General features: G+C 50.4%; 17 protein-coding genes and 2 pseudogenes. 10 read left to right on the top strand and 9 right to left on the bottom strand.

Annotated elements, in window-relative coordinates; genetic code table 11:
• Nucleotides 1–34: 34 nt before the first annotated feature.
• Complete coding sequence (gene lpdA, locus BS639_RS10405) at nucleotides 35–1,459, top strand: dihydrolipoyl dehydrogenase (RefSeq protein WP_055774954.1); 1,425 nt, start codon at nucleotides 35–37, stop codon at nucleotides 1,457–1,459.
• A gap of 584 nt (nucleotides 1,460–2,043) precedes the next feature.
• On the opposite strand, the pseudogene BS639_RS25230 reads toward lpdA, so the two are convergent.
• Nucleotides 2,044–2,147: pseudogene (locus BS639_RS25230) on the bottom strand (glutamate/aspartate ABC transporter substrate-binding protein); the annotation flags it as partial.
• On the opposite strand from BS639_RS25230, the pseudogene BS639_RS10400 reads away from it, so the two are divergent.
• Nucleotides 2,141–2,320: pseudogene (locus tag BS639_RS10400) on the top strand (dihydrolipoyl dehydrogenase); the annotation flags it as partial. The pseudogenes BS639_RS25230 and BS639_RS10400 overlap by 7 nt on opposite strands.
• 583 nt (nucleotides 2,321–2,903) lie before the next feature.
• On the opposite strand, the gene BS639_RS10395 reads toward BS639_RS10400, so the two are convergent.
• The gene (locus tag BS639_RS10395) at nucleotides 2,904–3,800 is read right to left on the bottom strand and encodes a glutamate/aspartate ABC transporter substrate-binding protein (protein WP_084983054.1); all 897 of its coding nucleotides are present in this window, start codon (nucleotides 3,798–3,800) and stop codon (nucleotides 2,904–2,906) included.
• 503 nt (nucleotides 3,801–4,303) lie between these two features.
• On the opposite strand from BS639_RS10395, the gene acnB reads away from it, so the two are divergent.
• Nucleotides 4,304–6,901, top strand: a complete 2,598-nt coding sequence (gene acnB, locus BS639_RS10390) for a bifunctional aconitate hydratase 2/2-methylisocitrate dehydratase (RefSeq protein ID WP_055774960.1) — start codon at nucleotides 4,304–4,306, stop codon at nucleotides 6,899–6,901.
• Between the two features lie 123 nt (nucleotides 6,902–7,024).
• Nucleotides 7,025–7,390: a protein YacL gene (yacL, locus tag BS639_RS10385; RefSeq protein ID WP_055774963.1), complete on the top strand. Its 366-nt coding sequence runs from the start codon at nucleotides 7,025–7,027 to the stop codon at nucleotides 7,388–7,390.
• Nucleotides 7,391–7,463: 73 nt separating this feature from the next.
• On the opposite strand, the gene speD is transcribed toward yacL, so the two are convergent.
• The 3 genes from speD to BS639_RS10370 form a co-directional block, all read right to left on the bottom strand.
• Nucleotides 7,464–8,258: an adenosylmethionine decarboxylase gene (gene speD, locus BS639_RS10380; protein ID WP_055774967.1), complete on the bottom strand. Its 795-nt coding sequence runs from the start codon at nucleotides 8,256–8,258 to the stop codon at nucleotides 7,464–7,466.
• 28 nt (nucleotides 8,259–8,286) lie between these two features.
• Nucleotides 8,287–9,162 (bottom strand): polyamine aminopropyltransferase, encoded by an 876-nt coding sequence (gene speE, locus BS639_RS10375; protein ID WP_084983053.1) that lies wholly within the window; start codon nucleotides 9,160–9,162, stop codon nucleotides 8,287–8,289.
• 189 nt (nucleotides 9,163–9,351) lie between these two features.
• Nucleotides 9,352–9,699: a YacC family pilotin-like protein gene (locus tag BS639_RS10370; RefSeq protein ID WP_084983052.1), complete on the bottom strand. Its 348-nt coding sequence runs from the start codon at nucleotides 9,697–9,699 to the stop codon at nucleotides 9,352–9,354.
• Between the two features lie 266 nt (nucleotides 9,700–9,965).
• Between BS639_RS10370 and cueO the strand changes: the two genes are divergently transcribed.
• The gene (gene cueO / locus BS639_RS10365) at nucleotides 9,966–11,591 is read left to right on the top strand and encodes a multicopper oxidase CueO (RefSeq protein WP_084983051.1); all 1,626 of its coding nucleotides are present in this window, start codon (nucleotides 9,966–9,968) and stop codon (nucleotides 11,589–11,591) included.
• Nucleotides 11,592–11,700: 109 nt separating this feature from the next.
• Nucleotides 11,701–12,234 (top strand): hypoxanthine phosphoribosyltransferase, encoded by a 534-nt coding sequence (gene hpt, locus BS639_RS10360; protein WP_084983050.1) that lies wholly within the window; start codon nucleotides 11,701–11,703, stop codon nucleotides 12,232–12,234.
• Nucleotides 12,235–12,350: 116 nt separating this feature from the next.
• Here hpt and can read toward each other — a convergent pair whose 3' ends face one another.
• On the bottom strand, nucleotides 12,351–13,004 hold the full coding sequence (can, locus tag BS639_RS10355; protein ID WP_055774982.1) for a carbonate dehydratase: 654 nt from the start codon (nucleotides 13,002–13,004) through the stop codon (nucleotides 12,351–12,353).
• Between the two features lie 136 nt (nucleotides 13,005–13,140).
• Here can and BS639_RS10350 point away from each other — a divergent pair, with 136 nt between their 5' ends.
• A complete protein-coding gene (locus tag BS639_RS10350; protein ID WP_084983049.1) occupies nucleotides 13,141–14,064 on the top strand; it encodes an ABC transporter ATP-binding protein in 924 nt (307 codons plus the stop codon).
• Complete coding sequence (locus tag BS639_RS10345) at nucleotides 14,064–14,834, top strand: ABC transporter permease (protein ID WP_055774987.1); 771 nt, start codon at nucleotides 14,064–14,066, stop codon at nucleotides 14,832–14,834. The genes BS639_RS10350 and BS639_RS10345 overlap by 1 nt, the downstream gene beginning before the upstream one ends.
• Before the next feature lie 77 nt (nucleotides 14,835–14,911).
• Here the strand turns inward: BS639_RS10345 and panD are convergent, their stop codons facing one another.
• From panD to panB, 3 genes are read right to left on the bottom strand one after another with little or no spacing between them, the layout of a single operon-like run.
• On the bottom strand, nucleotides 14,912–15,292 hold the full coding sequence (gene panD, locus BS639_RS10340) for an aspartate 1-decarboxylase (RefSeq protein WP_055774990.1): 381 nt from the start codon (nucleotides 15,290–15,292) through the stop codon (nucleotides 14,912–14,914).
• 35 nt (nucleotides 15,293–15,327) lie between these two features.
• Complete coding sequence (panC, locus tag BS639_RS10335) at nucleotides 15,328–16,182, bottom strand: pantoate--beta-alanine ligase (RefSeq protein ID WP_084983048.1); 855 nt, start codon at nucleotides 16,180–16,182, stop codon at nucleotides 15,328–15,330.
• A gap of 30 nt (nucleotides 16,183–16,212) precedes the next feature.
• On the bottom strand, nucleotides 16,213–17,007 hold the full coding sequence (gene panB / locus BS639_RS10330; protein WP_055774996.1) for a 3-methyl-2-oxobutanoate hydroxymethyltransferase: 795 nt from the start codon (nucleotides 17,005–17,007) through the stop codon (nucleotides 16,213–16,215).
• A gap of 185 nt (nucleotides 17,008–17,192) precedes the next feature.
• Here panB and qseB point away from each other — a divergent pair, with 185 nt between their 5' ends.
• Nucleotides 17,193–17,855 (top strand): quorum sensing response regulator transcription factor QseB, encoded by a 663-nt coding sequence (gene qseB, locus BS639_RS10325; protein WP_055774998.1) that lies wholly within the window; start codon nucleotides 17,193–17,195, stop codon nucleotides 17,853–17,855.
• Nucleotides 17,855–19,255 carry a quorum sensing histidine kinase QseC gene (qseC, locus tag BS639_RS10320; RefSeq protein ID WP_084983047.1) on the top strand — a complete coding sequence of 467 codons (1,401 nt, stop codon included), beginning with the start codon at nucleotides 17,855–17,857 and terminating at the stop codon, nucleotides 19,253–19,255. Before qseB ends, qseC begins: the two co-directional genes overlap by 1 nt.
• The last annotated feature ends 59 nt before the right edge of the window (nucleotides 19,256–19,314 follow it).

The following is a 19,314-nucleotide window of genomic DNA, read 5'->3' as shown; positions in this document are numbered from 1 at the left end:
TCTGACCCGCCGGACAAACAATTAAGAGGTCATGATGAGTACAGAAATTAAAACTCAGGTCGTGGTACTTGGGGCTGGTCCTGCAGGCTATTCTGCCGCTTTCCGTTGCGCTGATTTAGGTCTTGAAACTATTCTGGTTGAGCGTTACGCCACTCTCGGTGGTGTTTGTCTTAACGTAGGTTGTATCCCTTCCAAAGCACTGCTGCACGTGGCGAAAGTGATTTCTGAAGCTAAAGCTTTGGAAGCACACGGCATTGTTTTCGGTGAGCCAAAAACCGACATCGACAAAGTTCGCGTTTGGAAAGAAAAAGTGATTAACCAGCTGACCGGCGGTCTAGCTGGCATGGCTAAAGGCCGTAAGGTCAAAGTTGTTAACGGCCTGGGCAAATTCACCGGGGCTAATACTTTGGTTGTTGAAGGCGAGAATGGTCCAACGACCATCACTTTCGATAACGCCATTATCGCTGCGGGCTCTCGTCCAATTAAACTGCCATTCATTCCTCATGATGACCCACGCGTTTGGGACTCAACGGATGCGCTGGAGCTGAAAACTGTTCCTGAGCGTCTGCTGGTGATGGGCGGCGGTATTATCGGTCTGGAAATGGGCACCGTGTATCACGCACTGGGTTCAAAAATCGACGTAGTCGAGATGTTTGACCAAGTGATCCCGGCGGCTGACAAAGACGTTGTTAAAGTCTTTACCAAGAAAATCAGCAAGCAGTTCAACCTGATGCTGGAAACCAAAGTGACTGCCGTTGAAGCAAAAGAAGACGGTATCTATGTCACGATGGAAGGCAAAAAAGCACCCGCTGAACCACAGCGTTATGACGCCGTGCTGGTGGCTATCGGCCGCGTACCTAACGGTAAGCTGCTGGAAGCCGGTGCTGCAGGTATTGACGTTGACGAGCGCGGATTTATCCACGTTGATAAGCAAATGCGTACCAACATTCCACACATCTTCGCTATCGGCGATATCGTGGGTCAGCCAATGCTGGCACACAAAGGTGTGCATGAAGGCCACGTCGCTGCTGAAGTTATCTCCGGCAAAAAACACTACTTTGATCCGAAGGTTATTCCTTCGATTGCCTACACTGAGCCAGAAGTTGCCTGGGTGGGTCTGACCGAGAAAGAAGCGAAAGAGAAAGGCATAAGCTACGAAACGGCGACCTTCCCTTGGGCTGCTTCCGGTCGCGCCATCGCTTCCGACTGTGCTGACGGTATGACCAAGCTTATCTTCGATAAAGAAACTCACCGCGTTATTGGTGGTGCTATCGTGGGTACCAACGGCGGCGAGCTGCTGGGTGAAATCGGTCTGGCTATCGAAATGGGTTGCGACGCTGAAGATATCGCGCTGACTATCCACGCTCACCCAACTCTGCATGAGTCTGTGGGTCTGGCAGCCGAAATCTACGAAGGCAGCATCACTGACTTGCCAAACCCTAAAGCCAAGAAAAAGTAATTTCTGGTTCTTAGGTTATAAAACGGCCCCTAAACAGGGGCCGTTTTTATTTGTGCTATGACAACAATTAAAAGGCCGCTCCGAGAAGCGGCCAGTAGCTTACCTGTTCTGGTTAATGACGTTAACGTTTAGATAAATATTGGAAATTGACCATCCGCCATTCAGTAAACTCAGCGCACTTCCCAGTAGAATGATAAGGAAAAAAATAGAAATCCTTTTCATTGCGCAATCCTTTTACCGGACCACAACCACCTCAACCTCATCGGGAAAATAGGGGTGAAACAAGTGCTCTGTGGCACCTGCATCGCAGCGTTGATGAGCTGCCTCCAGGCCCGATGACCGGTCGCTAAACCGGCGAAGCAGTCCAGACTAAAGAGTACGCTGCTACTGTTTTTTTATACAGCCATTTGTGGTTGTTTTTTTGAGCAGTGTGAGGCATAATTTATTTGCTCTGTGGCACTTGTATCGTATTTTATCGATATCAGTAATTCCAATCAGCTGCGCTAACAGTGGGCTGGAAGCAAAAAAACCGTCTTCGAGACGGTTTTTTTGTATCTGAATTTTAGGTTATTAAATCAAAGAACTTAAAGTGCCTTGTTATCTGGATGCGCAAACAGATTCTTCATATCATCTGACATCGCAAAATCCATATTCAGGTTTTAGGCGGAACCGGCTGCATGAACCAACGGCGGCGAGCTGCTGGGTGAAATCGGTCTGGCTATCGAAATGGGTTGCGACGCTGAAGATATCGCGCTGACTATCCACGCTCACCCAACTCTGCATGAGTCTGTGGGTCTGGCAGCCGAAATCTACGAAGGCAGCATCACTGACTTGCCAAACCCTAAAGCCAAGAAAAAGTAATTTCTGGTTCTTAGGTTATAAAACGGCTCCTAAACAGGGGCCGTTTTTATTTGTGCTATGACAACAATTAAAAGGCCGCTCGAGAAGCGGCCAGTAGCTTACCTGTTCTGGTTAATGACGTTAACGTTCAGATAAATATTGGAAATTGACCATCCGCCATTCAGTAAACTCAGCGCACTTCCCAGTACAATGATAAGGAAAAAAATAGAAATCCTTTTCATTGCGCAATCCTTTTACCGGACCAAAACCACCTCAACCTCATCGGGAAAATAGGGGTGAAACAAGTGCGTTGTAGCACCTGAATCGCAGCGTTAATGAGCTGCCTCCAGGCCCGATGACCGGTCGCTAAACCGGCGAAGCAGTCCAGACTAAAGAGTACGCTGCTACTGTTTTTTTATACAGCCATTTTTAGTTGTTTTTTTGTACACTTTGACGCATACTTTATTTGCTCTGTGGCACTTGTATCGTATTTTATCGATATCAGTAATTCCAATCAGCTGCGCTAACAGTGGGCTGGAAGCAAAAAAACCGTCTTCGAGACGGTTTTTTTGTATCTGAATTTTAGGTTATTAAATCAAAGAACTTAAAGTGCCTTGTTATCTGGATGCGCAAACAGATTCTTCATATCATCTGACATCGCAAAATCCATATTCAGGTTTTTAGGCGGAACCGGCTGCATGAACCAACGGGTAAACCACTTGGCCGCTTCACCTGACGTCTGTGCGCTGGCAATGGTGTCATCGACCAATTTCTCAAACTGCGGGTCGTCTTTACGCAGCATACAACCGTACGCTTCTCTGGACTGAGGTGTGCCCACAATTTCCCAATCTGACGGTTTGCGTGCCTTGGCACGATCGCCGGCCAACAGGGCATCATCCATCATAAATGCAGAAGCACGGCCTGTTTCCAGCGTGTGAAATGCGGATGCTCCTCCTTCCTGCGCACTGATAATGCGCATCTGCATCTTTTTATCGCTGTTCATTTTATTGAGCAGAATTTCTGATGTGGTACCGCCGGTGGTTGAAACTGTTTTGCCATTTAAATCTGAGAAATCATGGATCCCCGAACCCTTCTTTACCAGCAGCTTGGTGCCCACGATGAAAATAGTATTGGAGAAGGTGACCTGTTTTTGACGCTCAGGGTTATTTGTCGTTGAGCCACACTCAAAATCGTAAACATTGTTTTGCAGCAGCGGGATACGGTTCGGTGAAGTGATAGAGATAAATTTCACCGCAATATTCTGTTTATTCAATCGTTTTTTAATGGCATCGACGATTTTATTGGAATATTCCTGAGAATAGCCGAGCACTTTGTCACCGTCATCCTTATAGGAAAACGGAACGTTGGATTCGCGATAACCGACGGTAACCAGATTTTGATCGTCGATCTTTTTCAGCGTTCCGGTAAGCGTTTCTGCCTGTGCATAGCCGCAAAGGAGCGCCGAGCAGAGAAGGACTTTTTGTATGTTCTTGCGTGACATTTTCTTTCCTTGATTATCAAAAGGTAAAAATTGCATAGATATCATGTAAAAGCTATGCAAGTCACAGGCCAAATTGTTGGTTTTATGATCCAGTCGACATAGATACTCCCTTCACTTTTTCAAGAAAAACGGCGACAAAAACAGTGTCGGAAAAGCCATTATTAATTTATGGTTAATGCGGCATAGCGAAGGGGCATAGAAAGGCAGACGATCGCACTGTGCTCAACGATTCAGCAAATATTTTATGTTGCTTTTTTGTGAACGAATTAACAAGAGCGTTAAACCCTGCTATGCTGCGACAGCGCAACCGGGGACTGTCGTCGCTAAGCGTTCAGGATGTTTCGCTTCGCCTCATAAAAGACAACCCCGCCGTGATCCGGCTATCGACCACATTCAAACCCATTTTCAGGGCGCTGTAACCCTATAGGGTTTATGGCTGATTGATGTCGGAAACCAGGTTCAGCCTGGATATAATAAATGACAATGAGAGCGAGGAGAGAGTCGTGCTAGAAGAATACCGTAAGCACGTAGCCGAGCGTGCCGCAGAGGGAATTGTCCCTAAGCCACTCGATGCTTCACAAATGGCCGCACTGGTTGAATCCCTGAAGAACCCGTCTGAAGGTGAAGAAGAAACCCTGCTGGACCTGCTGATTAACCGTGTACCACCGGGCGTTGACGAAGCCGCTTATGTTAAAGCTGGCTTCCTGGCAGCCGTTGCTAAAGGCGAAACTACATCTCCGCTGGTCACTCCTGAGAAAGCCGTTGAACTGTTGGGCACCATGCAAGGTGGCTACAATATTCATCCGCTGATTGAAGCGTTAGACGTTGAAAAGCTGGCGCCGATTGCCGCTAAAGCACTGTCTCATACCCTGCTGATGTTCGATAACTTCTACGATGTAGAAGAAAAAGCGAAGGCCGGAAACAACTACGCTAAACAAATTCTTCAGTCATGGGCCGATGCCGAATGGTATCTTGCACGTCCTAAGCTGGCTGAAAAAATCACTGTTACTGTGTTCAAAGTGACAGGTGAAACCAACACTGACGATTTATCACCGGCTCCTGATGCCTGGTCGCGTCCTGATATCCCACTGCACGCATTGGCGATGCTGAAAATTGAACGTGAAGGTATCGTTCCCGATCAGCCTGGTTCTATCGGTCCAATCAAACAAATCGAAGAGCTGAACAAGAAAGGCTTCCCTTTGGCCTACGTCGGTGACGTGGTAGGTACCGGTTCTTCACGTAAGTCTGCCACCAACTCCGTGCTTTGGTACATGGGCGACGACATCCCATACGTGCCAAACAAGCGCGGTGGCGGTGTGGTTTTAGGCAGTAAAATTGCGCCAATCTTCTTTAACACAATGGAAGATGCCGGTGCTTTACCGATTGAAGTGGACGTTTCTGATCTAAATATGGGCGATGTTATCGACATTTACCCGTATAAAGGTGAAGTACGTAACCATGAAACCGACGCCGTTATTGCGACCTTTGCTCTCAAAACCGACGTTCTGCTCGACGAAGTGCGCGCCGGTGGCCGTATTCCATTGATCATCGGCCGTGGTTTAACCACCAAGGCGCGTGAATCACTGAAGCTACCCACCAGCGAAGTATTCCGTATCGCCAAGCCTGTTGCCAAAAGCACCAAAGGTTACTCTCTGGCACAGAAAATGGTCGGTCGCGCCTGTGGCGTTGAGGGTATTCGTCCTGACGAATACTGTGAACCAAAAATGACCTCTGTCGGTTCCCAGGACACCACCGGTCCAATGACCCGTGATGAACTGAAAGACCTGGCGTGTCTGGGCTTCTCAGCAGATCTCGTGATGCAGTCATTCTGTCATACCGCCGCTTATCCTAAGCCAGTTGACGTGACCACGCACCATACGCTGCCTGACTTCATCATGAACCGCGGCGGCGTTTCTCTGCGTCCGGGCGACGGCATCATTCACTCGTGGTTGAACCGTATGCTGCTGCCAGACACCGTAGGCACCGGCGGCGACTCCCACACCCGTTTCCCGATCGGTATTTCGTTCCCGGCAGGTTCTGGTCTGGTCGCTTTTGCTGCGGCGACCGGCGTTATGCCGTTGGATATGCCTGAATCAGTGCTGGTGCGCTTTAAAGGTAAAATGCAGCCGGGCATCACGCTGCGTGACTTGGTTCATGCCATTCCTTACTACGCGATTAAAGAAGGTCATCTGACCGTTGAGAAAAAGGGTAAGAAAAACCTGTTCTCCGGTCGTATTCTTGAAATCGAAGGTTTGCCAGAGCTGAAAGTTGAGCAGGCGTTTGAACTCGCGGATGCGTCTGCTGAGCGTTCTGCCGCAGGTTGTACTATTAAGCTGGATCAGGCGCCAATCAAAGAGTATCTGAGCTCTAACATCGTGCTGTTGAAGTGGATGATCTCCGAAGGTTACGGCGATCGTCGCACTATCGAGCGTCGTATTACCGGTATGGAAGAGTGGTTGGCTAACCCAACGCTGCTCGAAGCCGATGCGGATGCCGAATACGCTGCGATTATCGAAATCGACCTGAACGAAATCAAAGAGCCTATTCTGTGTGCCCCGAATGACCCAGACGACGCACGTCTGCTGTCGAGCGTTGCCAACAGCAAGATTGACGAAGTGTTTATCGGTTCTTGCATGACCAACATCGGTCACTTCCGCGCTGCCGGTAAGTTGCTCGACAGCCACAAAGGCGCGTTGCCAACTCGTCTGTGGGTTGCACCACCGACCAAAATGGATGCTGCACAGTTAACCGAAGAGGGCTATTACAGCGTCTTTGGTAAAAGCGGTGCGCGCGTCGAGATCCCTGGATGTTCACTGTGCATGGGTAACCAGGCGCGTGTGGCAGACGGGGCAACCGTGGTGTCAACATCAACCCGTAACTTCCCGAACCGTCTCGGTAATGGCGCCAACGTTTACTTGGCATCGGCTGAGCTGGCGGCTATCGCTTCCCTGCTGGGACGCTTGCCAACGCCGGAAGAGTATTTGGGTTACATGGCTGAAGTTGATAAGACCGCGGTTGATACCTACCGTTATCTGAACTTCGACAAGCTGTCGGAATATACCGATAAAGCTGACGGTGTGATCTTCCAAACCGCGCTTTAAATCGCTATATTGCGGCACAGAACAGTAAGGAGGCTTCGGCCTCCTTTTTCTTTTGTATTTTAGGCACCGTTTTCCGTGCCTGTTTATACTTCACGTCGTTAACGCCAATCGGGAGATAAGACGATGGACTATGATTTCATGCGTGATATCACCGGACAAGTAAAGGCCCGTTTCTCAATGGGGCATGAAGTGATCGGCCACTGGCTGAACGAAGAGATTAAAGGTGATTTAAGCCTGCTCGACAAAATTGAGGCCGCCGCCGCCGGGCTAAAGGGCAGCGAACGCACCTGGCAACTTGAGGGCCATGAATATACGCTGTGGTTCGATGGTGAAGAAGTGATGGTAAGAGCCAATCAGCTGGATCTGGAAAGTGACGGCATGGAAGACGGCATGAACTACTACGATGAAGAGAGCCTGTCGTTTTGCGGGGTTGAAGACTTCCTGTTGGTATTGGAAAAGTACCGCGCTTTTATCATTACCTATCGCTAGTTCTCCCTCGCGTTATTTCCCGAAAAAAATAAAAAATGGCCTAAACATCAATAAGATGGTCGGCCATTCAATTCTAAAGGTGCGGGATATTTCTTCCGTAATAAATTTCCTGCATCTCTTTATACAACAGACTGGTAATTTCTTTATGGTCTGCTGCGCTCAGTTCGTCAGGTTTGGCATTAAACAGGTAATGTTTAAGATCGAAGTCTTTAAGCATCATTTTGGTATGGAAAATATTCTCCTGATAAACATTCACGTCCAGCATGTGATACAGCGATTTTATATTTTCAGACATGAAATTTTGAATCGAATTGATTGAGTGATCGATGTAATGCTTAACGCCATTCACGTCACGAGTAAAACCGCGCACGCGATAATCAATGGTAACGATGTCAGATTCCAACTGATGAATAAGATAGTTCAACGCCTTCAGTGGCGAAATTACCCCGCAGGTTGACACTTCTATGTCGGCACGGAAGGTGCAAAGCCCGCCCTCGGGATGGCTTTCTGGATAGGTATGAACGCAGATGTGGCTCTTGTCGAGGTGTGCCACCACCGACTTGGGTAACGGACCAGGGTGCTCTGACGTGTCAACATCCTTGGGGTCAACCGGTTCTTCACTGACCAGAATCGTGACGCTGGCACCCTGAGGTTCATAATCCTGTCGTGCCACGTTGAGGATATTCGCACCGATAATCGAACAGGCCTCGGTGAGAATTTCCGTCAGGCGGTTGGCGCTATACTCTTTGTCAATGTAGGCGATATAGCCGTCGCGGTCGTCTGCGGTCTTGGCATAACAAATATCGTAGATACAAAAACTCAGGCTTTTAGTCAGGTTATTGAAACCATGCAGTTTCAGCTTTTGCAATTTAGTTCACCCCTTTACGGATGCAGGTTCAGCGAGCGGCTGACAGGGCATTCAGTAAATATTGCGGCAGGGCAAAGCTGCCATGATGGACTGCCGGATTGTAATAACGACTGGTTATACCCGAGGCAACAAAGCGTGCCTGTAGCGTCGCGTTATCAATGTGGCGATAGTCCAGATTGTTAGTGGCCCAGGCAAAGGTCATGATGCCGCCATAGTAGGTCGGCACGGCAGCCTGATAGAAGCTGACGTCTTTAAAATAGTGGCGCAGTTTATGATGGCTGTTGACCGCTTCGTCCTGCTGCAGGAAACAGACGCCGTTCTGAGCAACGAAAATACCGCCGGGATTTAGGCAGCGCGCGCATCCCTCATAAAAGGCCGAGGTAAACAGGCTTTCGCCGGGTCCAATGGGGTCAGTGCAGTCGGAGATGATGACGTCGTAGGTTTCAGTGGTCTGATTGACGAAATTTACACCGTCATCAATCACTAGATTAAAACGGGCATCCTCGTAGGAACCGGCACTGTGGTTAGGCAGATACTGACGGCAGAATTCAACCACGCCTGCATCAATCTCAACCATAGTGATGTGCTCAACCTGGGTGTGACGGCAAACTTCACGCAGCATACCGCCATCACCACCGCCGATAATCAGCACTTTTTTTGCGTTGCCGTGCGCCAGAAGCGGCACGTGCGTCATCATTTCGTGATAGATAAACTCGTCACGTTCGGTAGTTTGTACCACGCCGTCGAGCGCCATTACCCGGCCCAGCGCGGCATTTTCGAAAATCACCAAATCCTGATGCTCGGTTTTGTCGCGATACAGCTCTTTTTCAACAGTGAAATACTGGCCGAAACTGTCGTGCAGCGTTTCATGCCAAATTTCTTTCTGGGTGACTTTCTGAGACATAATCTCGCACTTCTCCTGAGTGATCACAGCCATGAAAAATGGGCGCGCTATGATAGCGAACTCGAGCGAGGCTTGCACCGCCGAATTTCTGCCATTAAAAGTGTTGTTAGCCGGATTTTTATTTCAATTGGACAGTACGGCAATGAGATTTTAGCTCACCCCGGGGAATTTGGGGTGAGGAGGGGATATTTAGTTACTGTAGGCTAAAAGACCGAGCGAATCGCGCGCCAATGACTTGCATTTGACGGCTTTCGCCACGTCTATTCCACTGAGATCGCGGTAGCTGTCTTCGCCCATTGACTGCATGTTATAGGCCGCGTAATTGCTTAGATCCCAATGATTTTGCTGAGCGAAATAGATAATAGCGCGTTTAATTTGCGTGTTCGGTAACTGCTCATAGCCACAATTATTTTTCAAATAAACAAAGACGGCGGTTAAATCCGCTAAATCTTCCGCTTCGGGTTCGCTCAATGCCTGGCTGGCAGAGGAGAATCCAAGTAAGGTCAGCAATAGCAGACTCAGGGTGGTTTTTTTCATGCTCTGCCTTGTTTTTGCGGGTAAATTTATTTTTGCCTGAAAGCGGAGTTTGGCGAGTAAACGTGTCATAGCCACAATATAAGTATTCGTCATAGTAATGATTAAGCCCGTAATTTATCAAAATGACGTTACCATATTTGCCACACCGCACATAAATTTCTTTTACATCAGTTTTTTTCATATCTTATATCGGCTTGACCTTAACCTTGGGTTAAGGTTTAGGCTAAGCAATATCTCTCTTCTCTGACTAAGCATAAGGACCGACTATGTATCGTCGCGATTTCATCAAACTGGCTGCCATGTACGGCGCAATGACGGCCCTTCCGACCTGGAGCCGGCAAGCCTTTGCGGCGAGTCGTCCTGCGCTGCCGGTGCCTGAAATTCTTCAGCCAGATGTCAGAGGAACCTATCGCCTGAATTTGCAGCAGGGAAAAAGTGCATTCTTACCGGGGGTAACGACGACTACCTGGGGAGTGAACGGCAATGTACTGGGGCCCGTGCTGCGCCTGCGTCGTGGAAAGCCTGTCGGGGTTATCGTTAAGAATAATTTGCCTGAAGCTAGCACCGTTCACTGGCACGGGCTTGAGATACCGGGCGAAGCCGACGGTGGTCCGCAGGCAATGATTGCTCCGGGAGCAAGCCGCGAGGTGCACTTCACGATTGATCAGCGTGCAGCAACCTGCTGGTTTCACCCGCATCCCCATCAGACCAGCGGTTATCAAGTGGCTATGGGGCTGGCAGGAATGGTGCTGATAGAAGATGAAGAGGGCGATAAACTGCAAATACCTTCGCGCTGGGGCGTGGACGATATCCCGATTATTCTGCAGGACAAGCGCCTTAACGATGCGGGTCAGATTGACTACCAGCTCGACGTGATGACCGCTGCGGTTGGCTGGTTTGGCCAGCATATGTTAACCAACGGCGTGATTTATCCGCAGCACGGTGTTTCTCGCGGCTGGTTGCGGCTGCGCTTGCTCAACGGCTGCAATGCTCGCTCGCTTCGTTTGGCCACCAGCGATCGGCGTCCACTGTATGTGATCGCCAGCGATGGGGGTTTTCTGCCCGAGCCGGTTAAACTCAGTGAGCTGCCTATGCTGATGGGTGAACGCTTTGAAGTGATGGTCGACTGCTCCGACGGCAAAGCGTTTGACTTGGTGACATTGCCGGTACAGCAAATGGGCATGACACTTGCGCCTTTCGACCAGCCGGTACAAGTGTTAAAAATTCAGCCTACCTCTACGCAGTCCGGCGGCGTGCTGCCTGACGCTCTGATTGCGCTCCCTGCGCTCCCTTCACTTGAAGGACTGCCAACCCGTTGGCTCCAATTGATGATGGACCCGCAGCTCGACCAGCTGGGTATGCAGGCGCTGATGAACCGCTACGGTCACGGCGCGATGGCAGGCATGAGCATGGGTAACGGCAGTAAAGAGACGATGGCGTCAATGCCCAGCATGTCAGACAGTCACGGTGATATGTCTTCGATGGACCACGGCAGCATGAAGGCCATGCCCGGTATGTCGATGCCGCAGGGCGCAGCGCATTTTGACTTTATGAACGGTAATAAAATCAACGGCAAAGCCTATGACATGAACAATCCGGCGTTTGATGTCAAACGCGGGCAGTACGAGCGTTGGACTATTTCGGGAGAGGGCGACATGATGCTGCACCCTTTCCATATCCACGGTACCCAGTTCCGCATCCTTACCGAAAACGGCCAGCCGGTCGCTAAACATCGTCAGGGCTGGAAAGACACCGTGCGGGTTGAAGGCGGACGCAGCGAAGTGTTGGTACGCTTTGACCATCTCGCCGACAAGCAGCATGCCTACATGGCGCACTGCCATCTTTTAGAGCATGAGGACACGGGCATGATGCTTTCCTTCACCGTCGCCTAGGTTCTACCTGTTGCGCAACGTTCTTTGATATACTCCCTGCGCGATAAAGACTGCCATCAATCCTCAAGGTGGCAGTACTCATTTCTTTTTTTAGGTGGTCAGGTTTTATATGAAACACACTGTAGACGTAATGATTTCCGAGCAGGAAGTAAAAACCCGTATTGCCGAGTTGGGCCGCGAAATCACTGAGCACTATCGCGACAGCGGCAGTGAGATGGTTTTGGTGGGGCTGTTGCGCGGATCCTTTATGTTTATGGCCGACCTTTGCCGCGCCATTGACGTTCCGCATGAGGTTGATTTCATGACCGCTTCAAGCTACGGCAACGGCATGTCCACGACGCGTGATGTGAAGATTCTCAAAGATCTCGATGAAGACATTCGCGGTAAAGACGTGCTGATCGTCGAAGATATTATCGACTCAGGCAATACGCTGAGCAAAGTTCGCGAGATTTTCCAGCTGCGTGGGCCAAAGTCACTGGCTATCTGTACGCTGCTCGATAAACCGCAGCGCCGTGAGGTTGATGTTACCGTTGAGTACGTTGGCTTCACCATTCCTGACGAGTTTGTGGTGGGTTACGGTATCGACTATGCGCAGCGCTATCGCCATCTGCCGTATGTCGGCAAAGTCACACTGCTGGAATAATAATCTGCCTGCCTGTGTTTTGAGTTAGGCAAGGCACATAGTGGAACGTTTTAACGCCTTAGACGTTGTAAAATCTGAGGCGTTATTGTTATGCGGTGAAAGCCGAGGGTTGCTGCTTATTTCGGTTGTTCAATCAGCGTAGCGACGCCACGGTGATAGCGCTGCTCGAGCACCTCACGACTGGTCGAGGTCACGTCGAGGTCACGTAAACGTCCGTCCTGAAGCCCGTAAACCCAGCCGTGCAGAGTGATGTTTTGCCCGCGTTTCCACGCGCTGCGCATCACAGTTGAGTGACCCAGGTTGTACACCTGTTCCATCACGTTGAGTTCACAAAGCTTATTCAAACGGTCGTCTGGCTCAAGTTCGCTTAGCGCGTTGCCGTGTTTAAAATAGATATCACGGATGTGCAGCAGCCAGTTGTCGATTAATCCCAATTCAGGGTTTTCAATCGCCGCCTTCACGCCGCCGCAGCCGTGGTGGCCACAGATAATGACGTGTTCGACTTCAAGCACGTCAATAGCGTATTGCACGACGGACAGGCAGTTGAGGTCGGTATGAATCACCAGGTTAGCCACGTTGCGGTGAACGAACAGTTCGCCAGGCTCTAATCCGGTCAGACGTTCTGCGGGAACGCGACTGTCGGAACAGCCAATCCAAAGGAAGCGTGGTTTTTGAGCAAGAGAGAGGCGTTCGAAGAAGCCAGGATCTTCCTCTTCCATAATTTTTGACCAAGCGGCGTTGTTGCTGATCAGTGTTTCGATATCATTCATGAAAGTTATTAGCCTGTAAGAAAGCGTCTACGTTGGGGTAATATAGGTCAACTCTAATGAATTTCACAAGAGTTCTACTCAGCCTATACCATTCTTGAAAAAACAATACATTGAAAAACAAGGTAAGACTTCACTTATGACATACGCTTTAGAACTGGAGAAGTTAACCAAAACCTACGCAGGCGGTGTACAGGCTTTACGCGGAATTGATTTGCGTGTTGAAGCCGGCGATTTCTATGCCTTGCTGGGTCCTAACGGAGCCGGAAAATCCACCACGATAGGCATTATCAGTTCGCTGGTGAACAAGTCAGCCGGTAAGGTTCGGGTATTTGGTTACGACATTGACAAGGATATTGTTAACGCCAAGCGGCAGTTAGGATTGGTTCCTCAGGAATTCAACTTTAACCCGTTTGAAACCGTAATGCAGGTGGTGGTGAATCAGGCGGGTTACTACGGCGTGAAGCGTTCAGATGCCATCTCGCGCGCTGAAAAGTATCTGACACAGCTTGACCTGTGGGGCAAGCGCAACGAGCGTTCCCGTATGCTTTCGGGCGGCATGAAGCGCCGTTTGATGATTGCCCGTGCATTGATGCATGAGCCAAAATTGTTGATTCTAGATGAGCCAACTGCGGGCGTAGACATCGAACTGCGTCGCTCGATGTGGGGCTTTTTGAAAGAGCTCAACGTGCAGGGCACCACGATTATTTTGACCACTCACTATCTGGAAGAAGCAGAAATGCTGTGCCGCAATATCGGCATTATTCAGGACGGTCAGTTGGTGGAAAACACCTCGATGAAGTCGCTGCTCTCCAAGCTGAAATCAGAAACCTTTGTGCTGGACTTGGCGCCAAAGAGTGCTATTCCGCAGCTTGAAGGCTACCATAGCAGCCTGCTCGACACCTCAACCCTTGAAGTGGAAGTCATGCGCGAGCAGGGTCTTAATTCTCTGTTCAGCCAATTGAGCAAGCAGGGCGTACAAGTGCTGAGTATGCGTAACAAAGCCAACCGTTTAGAAGAGCTGTTTGTCACCCTGGTAAATGGCAGTGAGGGTAAAAAATAATGTCGCAACTCTATTGGGTGGCACTTAAAAGTATTTGGATGAAAGAGATTAACCGGTTTGGACGCATCTGGGTGCAAACCCTGGTCCCACCGGTTATCACCATGTCTCTTTATTTCGTCATTTTCGGCAATTTGATTGGTTCACGCATCGGCGACATGCACGGCTTCAGCTATATGCAGTTCATCGTGCCGGGCCTTATCATGATGTCGGTTATTACTAACTCATACGCCAACGTTGCCTCTTCGTTTTTCAGCGCCAAGTTCCAGCGTAACATTGAAGAGCTGCTGGTCGCGCCGGTTCCAACCCACGTGGTGATCGCCGGTTACGTTGGCGGCGGCGTGGCGCGCGGTATTTGCGTCGGTATTTTGGTGACCGTTATCTCGATGTTTTTTGTCCACCTAACCATTCACTCGTGGTGGGTCATTGCGCTGACACTGTTGCTGACGGCAATTCTATTCTCGCTGGGCGGACTGCTTAACGCTGTATTTGCCACCACCTTTGATGATATCAGCCTGATCCCGACCTTCGTGCTCACGCCGCTGACTTATCTGGGCGGGGTATTTTACTCGCTGACTTTGCTGCCGCCGTTCTGGCAGGCGGTGTCGAAGCTGAATCCTATCGTTTATATGATAAGCGGCTTCCGCTACGGTTTTCTGGGTATTTCAGACGTACCGTTGGTGTTTACCCTGGGTGTACTGGTCGCATTTATCGTGGCCTTCTATCTGCTGGCGTGGTATCTCATCGAACGCGGGCGCGGACTGAGAACCTAAGCATCATTATTGCCAATAAAAACGGGAGCCATCAGGCTCCCGTTTTTTATGACGCTTTGACACTTTTTCAGTGCAGGTCAGGCGACCTGAACCGGCACCGCTTTTGCCGTGCGCTTCAACTGATTTTTGCCTTCAAAATAGGCTACGTTAGGCTTGTGTTGACGCGCTTGTGCATCGGACATTTGCACGTATGAGCAAATGATCAGTAAATCGTCGACGCTGGCGCAGTGCGCCGCCGCACCGTTTACCGAGATAATGCGTGAGCCACGTTCTGCGGCAATCGCGTAGGTTGAAAAACGCTTGCCGTTGGTCACGTTGTAAATATCGATAGCTTCATATTCCAGGATCCCGGAGGCATCAAGAAAATCCTGATCGATGGCGCAAGAACCTTCGTAATGTAAATCAGCATGGGTCACATGGACACGATGAAGTTTACCTTGCAGCATTGTGCGTACCATAACTTACCTCTCCCCTCAGGGAAATATTGAATAAATTAAACCGTTAAATCCACTTCCTGATTATCGATCAACCGCGCTTTACCTAACCATGCAGCCATCAAAATCACTGCCGAGGTGCTGTCGACGGATAAATCATGCAGGTTTTTCGCATCACGGATGAAAAGCTCATCAGGCTGGAAACCGGCTTCGTGCAACTGCTGCGCACAGCCGGCCAGCAGCTCTTCAACGTGCCGCTCACCCTGCGTCAGACGGATGGCAAGCTGATTCATAATTTTCGCCAGCTGTGGCGCTATTTTTCGCTCGTCGTTAGTTAAATAACCGTTGCGAGAGCTCAGAGCCAGACCGTCTTTTGCACGCACGGTAGGTACGCCGACTATTTCTAGGTCGTATCCCATATCTTCTACCATTGCGCGAATTAGCGCCAACTGTTGATAGTCTTTCTGACCAAAACAGGCGACGTCAGGCTGCACTAGGTTGAACAGCTTACTTACAATCGTGGATACGCCGCGAAAATGCCCCGGACGACTCGCCCCTTCGAGGATAGTCGACAGATCAGGAACGTCGACCTGCGTCTGCGCCGCCAGCCCTTTAGGGTAAATCTCGGCAGGAGTGGGGGCAAACACCAGATCCACGCCGCGCTTGTTCAGCTTTTCACAGTCTTCCTGCAACGTACGGGGATATCGTTCTAAATCGTCCGCGCGTTCAAACTGCATTGGGTTGACGAAGATGCTGACGACCACAATATCTGCTCGCGCTTTCGCTTCGTCAACCAGCGTCATGTGTCCCTGATGTAAATTTCCCATCGTCGGCACCAGCGCAATGCGTTTGTTATTCTGCTTAAAAAAACGAATTTCCCGGCGCAGCAGGGGGATAGTTTCAATGATTAACACAATTATGCCTCTCGCTAGACTGCAAGGTGTTTACTGAAAGCTGTGTTCAATGCCGGGATAAATACCCTGCGCCACTTCTTCAACGTATAAGCGCACAGCATCACGAATATCCCCGGCTTCAGCCAGGAAGTCTTTGGCAAACTTGGGAATATGCCCACCAGTAATGCCGAAGGCATCATGCATCACCAGAATTTGGCCGTCGGTTGCGCTACCGGCGCCAATGCCGATCACCGGGATCGTCAGTGCTTCGGTTACGCGACGCGCCAATGCAACCGGCACGCACTCGAGCACCAGAAGCTGCATGCCGGCTTTTTCCAGCGCCAGTGCATCTTCCAGTAGCTTATTTGCGGCGACTTCACCGCGACCCTGAACTTTATAGCCGCCGAAGATATTAACCGACTGAGGCGTTAAGCCCAAATGACCGCATACCGGCACGGCGCGCTCGGTCAGCATGGCGACCGTTTCGCACAGCCAACTGCCGCCTTCGAGCTTGACCATATTGGCCCCGGCGCGCATCAGTTGGGCAGCGCTGTCGAAAGTTTGCTCTGGCGTGGAGTAGCTCATAAACGGCAGATCAGACAGCAGGAGGGCTTTAGGCGCACCACGGCGAACGCAGCGAGTGTGGTAAACAATGTCCTCAAGGGTGACCGGCAGCGTCGAGTCCTGTCCTTGAACGACCATGCCCAGCGAATCGCCGATAAGCATTACGGGAATACCCTGCTCCGCAAAGAGTTGGGCAAAGCTGGCGTCATAGGCAGTTATGGTCGCAAATTTATGCTTTTCCTGCTTCCACTGGCGCAATTGGCTCATGGTTGTTGCTTTCATCGTAATTTCTCAGCCTTATAAACTGTCGAATAATCTGACGGCTATTCTACTGGAAGGAGTCTCAATCAAATAGCCCGTTTAAGGAAGATGCGAGTTATCGCACATCTTAAGAACTGCTTAAGCAGGCTTGGGTATACTGATTAAAGGATGCCTCTGCAAGCCTTAAAAAGGAGAATGAGCGAAAGATGCGGATTCTATTGATCGAAGACGACAAAATGATTGGCGACGGGATCAAAGTCGGCCTTACACGACTGGGATTCACTCTAGACTGGTTTACCGACGGCGTTATCGGTAAGAATGCGCTCGACAGTGCGCCTTACGATGCGGTGGTGCTAGACCTCAGCCTGCCTGGCCTCGACGGCATGTTACTGCTGCGCCAGTGGCGTCTGGAAGGGCGTGATACTCCGGTGCTCATCCTAACCGCCAGAGATGCGCTGGAAGAAAGAGTGGGGGGATTGCAGGCCGGTGCCGATGATTATCTGTGCAAACCTTTCGCACTGGCCGAGGTTGCGGCCAGATTAGAGGCGCTGATTCGCCGTCGTCACGGACAGGTCACGCCTAAAATTCAGCACGGTGGCATTGAGTTTTGCCCAGCAGGCCGCAGCGTCAGTCTTCATGGCGAAACGATAGTGCTGACCCCGCGTGAAGTGGCGGTAATGGAGTTGTTTCTGCGCAATAAAAACCGCGTGTTACCGCGTCAATTGATTCAGGAAAAGCTCTACAGTTGGGATGAGGAGGTCAGTAGCAATGCGGTAGAGGTGCATATCCACCATCTTCGCCGCAAGCTGGGCAACGGATGTATCCGCACCGTTCACGGCGTTGGCTACGTGCTTGGTGATGAGAAATGATGTTTTTAAGCAGGCTGCGCCAGCGTTTTAAGAACAAAAGCCTGCGTTTGCGGTTGATTTTACTTTTTTCTGCGCTGGCGATTATCACCTGGACCGTGGCCAGCAGCATTGCCTGGCAGCAGACCCGCCACAAGATTAATGAAGTTTTTGATACTCAGCAGATGCTGTTTGCCAAACGGCTCGCTACGGCGGGTCTTGGCGATATGCTGCTGGATACGAAGACGCAGAATATGCCCGAGACCAAGGCCATGGTCGATAAGCATCATCGCGGTCATACCGACGATGACGCGCTGACTTTTGCCATTTTTGACCGTCAGGGGCACATGCTGCTGAACGACGGCGAGCACGGTAAAGCCGTTCGTTTTAATCCGGATGCGCACGGTTTTATCGATACTGAACTTAAGGATGATGACAACAGTTGGCGCATGCTGTGGCTGACTTCGACCGATGGTCATTACCGCATTGCTGTTGGGCAGGAATACGATTACCGCAGTGATATGGCGTGGGACATGGTCAGCGGTCAGCTGGTTCCGTGGCTGGCGTCGCTGCCGCTGCTGATGCTGGCGATGATAGTCATGCTTAGCCTGGAACTGCGTCCTCTGCGGCGCGTGGCCAAAGAGCTGCAGAACCGCGCGGCAGATGATGCACAGCCCCTGTCTACCGAGCGAGTGCCGGGTGAAATCATGCCACTTGTGCAGTCACTTAATGCACTGTTTGCCCGTACTCAGGACATGCTGGTGCGCGAGCGCCGTTTTACCTCTGATGCGGCACATGAGTTACGTAGCCCTTTGGCGGCCCTGCGGGTGCAGACGGAAGTGGTGCAGCTGGCCGGCGATGACGCACAGGTAAGAGACAACGCCGTGCAGAATCTGACGACCAGCATTGACCGAGCAACGCGCTTGGTCGATCAGTTGCTTACCCTTTCACGCCTTGAGTCCTTCACTACGCTTGACGCCTCGCACGACGAGACGGGGCCGGTTGACTGGCTCGCGCTGGTTACGCAAACGCTCATAGAGCTTGACACCGCCGCTCATCGTAAACGTATTGAGTTGATATTGGAAAATAACGGCACGCCGCCGCCTATACGGGGGCAGGCGCTGTTGTTGTCACTCATGCTGCGCAATCTGCTTGATAACGCCATTCGCTATTCGCCCAGCGACAGTGAAATTCGCGTAACGATAAGCCGCTCGGGGCTGACGTTCGTAGACAGTGGGCCAGGCATGAATGCTGAACAATTAGAGAGGCTTGGCGAGCGATTCTACCGCTTGCCAGGTCAGGAGCAGAGTGGCAGTGGATTGGGTATTTCAATTATATTGCGCATCGCGCAACTGCACGGCATAAGCGTAAGCTACACCAATAATCTGCATGCTGGGTTAAGGGTTTTCCTGAATGTTTGCTAAGATAGACAGCATGTATTATCAAATAAATTTAATTTAACCTACTGGTTTAAAAGAGTTTA

This window comes from Rouxiella silvae, assembly GCF_002093625.1.
Lineage (GTDB): Bacteria > Pseudomonadota > Gammaproteobacteria > Enterobacterales > Enterobacteriaceae > Rouxiella > Rouxiella silvae.
This window is presented reverse-complemented; position numbering and strand designations above follow the sequence as displayed.

What these genes read in the sequence shown, in the direction of transcription:
- can (WP_055774982.1), bottom strand. Translation starts at nt 13,004, where the DNA reads ATGAATGATATCGAAACACTGATCAGCAACAACGCCGCTTGGTCAAAA.
- hpt (WP_084983050.1), top strand. Translation starts at nt 11,701, where the DNA reads ATGAAACACACTGTAGACGTAATGATTTCCGAGCAGGAAGTAAAAACC.
- yacL (WP_055774963.1), top strand. Translation starts at nt 7,025, where the DNA reads ATGGACTATGATTTCATGCGTGATATCACCGGACAAGTAAAGGCCCGT.
- BS639_RS10395 (WP_084983054.1), bottom strand. Translation starts at nt 3,800, where the DNA reads ATGTCACGCAAGAACATACAAAAAGTCCTTCTCTGCTCGGCGCTCCTT.
- panD (WP_055774990.1), bottom strand. Translation starts at nt 15,292, where the DNA reads ATGGTACGCACAATGCTGCAAGGTAAACTTCATCGTGTCCATGTGACC.
- speE (WP_084983053.1), bottom strand. Translation starts at nt 9,162, where the DNA reads ATGTCTCAGAAAGTCACCCAGAAAGAAATTTGGCATGAAACGCTGCAC.
- qseB (WP_055774998.1), top strand. Translation starts at nt 17,193, where the DNA reads ATGCGGATTCTATTGATCGAAGACGACAAAATGATTGGCGACGGGATC.
- qseC (WP_084983047.1), top strand. Translation starts at nt 17,855, where the DNA reads ATGTTTTTAAGCAGGCTGCGCCAGCGTTTTAAGAACAAAAGCCTGCGT.
- BS639_RS10370 (WP_084983052.1), bottom strand. Translation starts at nt 9,699, where the DNA reads ATGAAAAAAACCACCCTGAGTCTGCTATTGCTGACCTTACTTGGATTC.
- BS639_RS10345 (WP_055774987.1), top strand. Translation starts at nt 14,064, where the DNA reads ATGTCGCAACTCTATTGGGTGGCACTTAAAAGTATTTGGATGAAAGAG.
- lpdA (WP_055774954.1), top strand. Translation starts at nt 35, where the DNA reads ATGAGTACAGAAATTAAAACTCAGGTCGTGGTACTTGGGGCTGGTCCT.
- panB (WP_055774996.1), bottom strand. Translation starts at nt 17,007, where the DNA reads ATGAAAGCAACAACCATGAGCCAATTGCGCCAGTGGAAGCAGGAAAAG.
- BS639_RS10350 (WP_084983049.1), top strand. Translation starts at nt 13,141, where the DNA reads ATGACATACGCTTTAGAACTGGAGAAGTTAACCAAAACCTACGCAGGC.
- cueO (WP_084983051.1), top strand. Translation starts at nt 9,966, where the DNA reads ATGTATCGTCGCGATTTCATCAAACTGGCTGCCATGTACGGCGCAATG.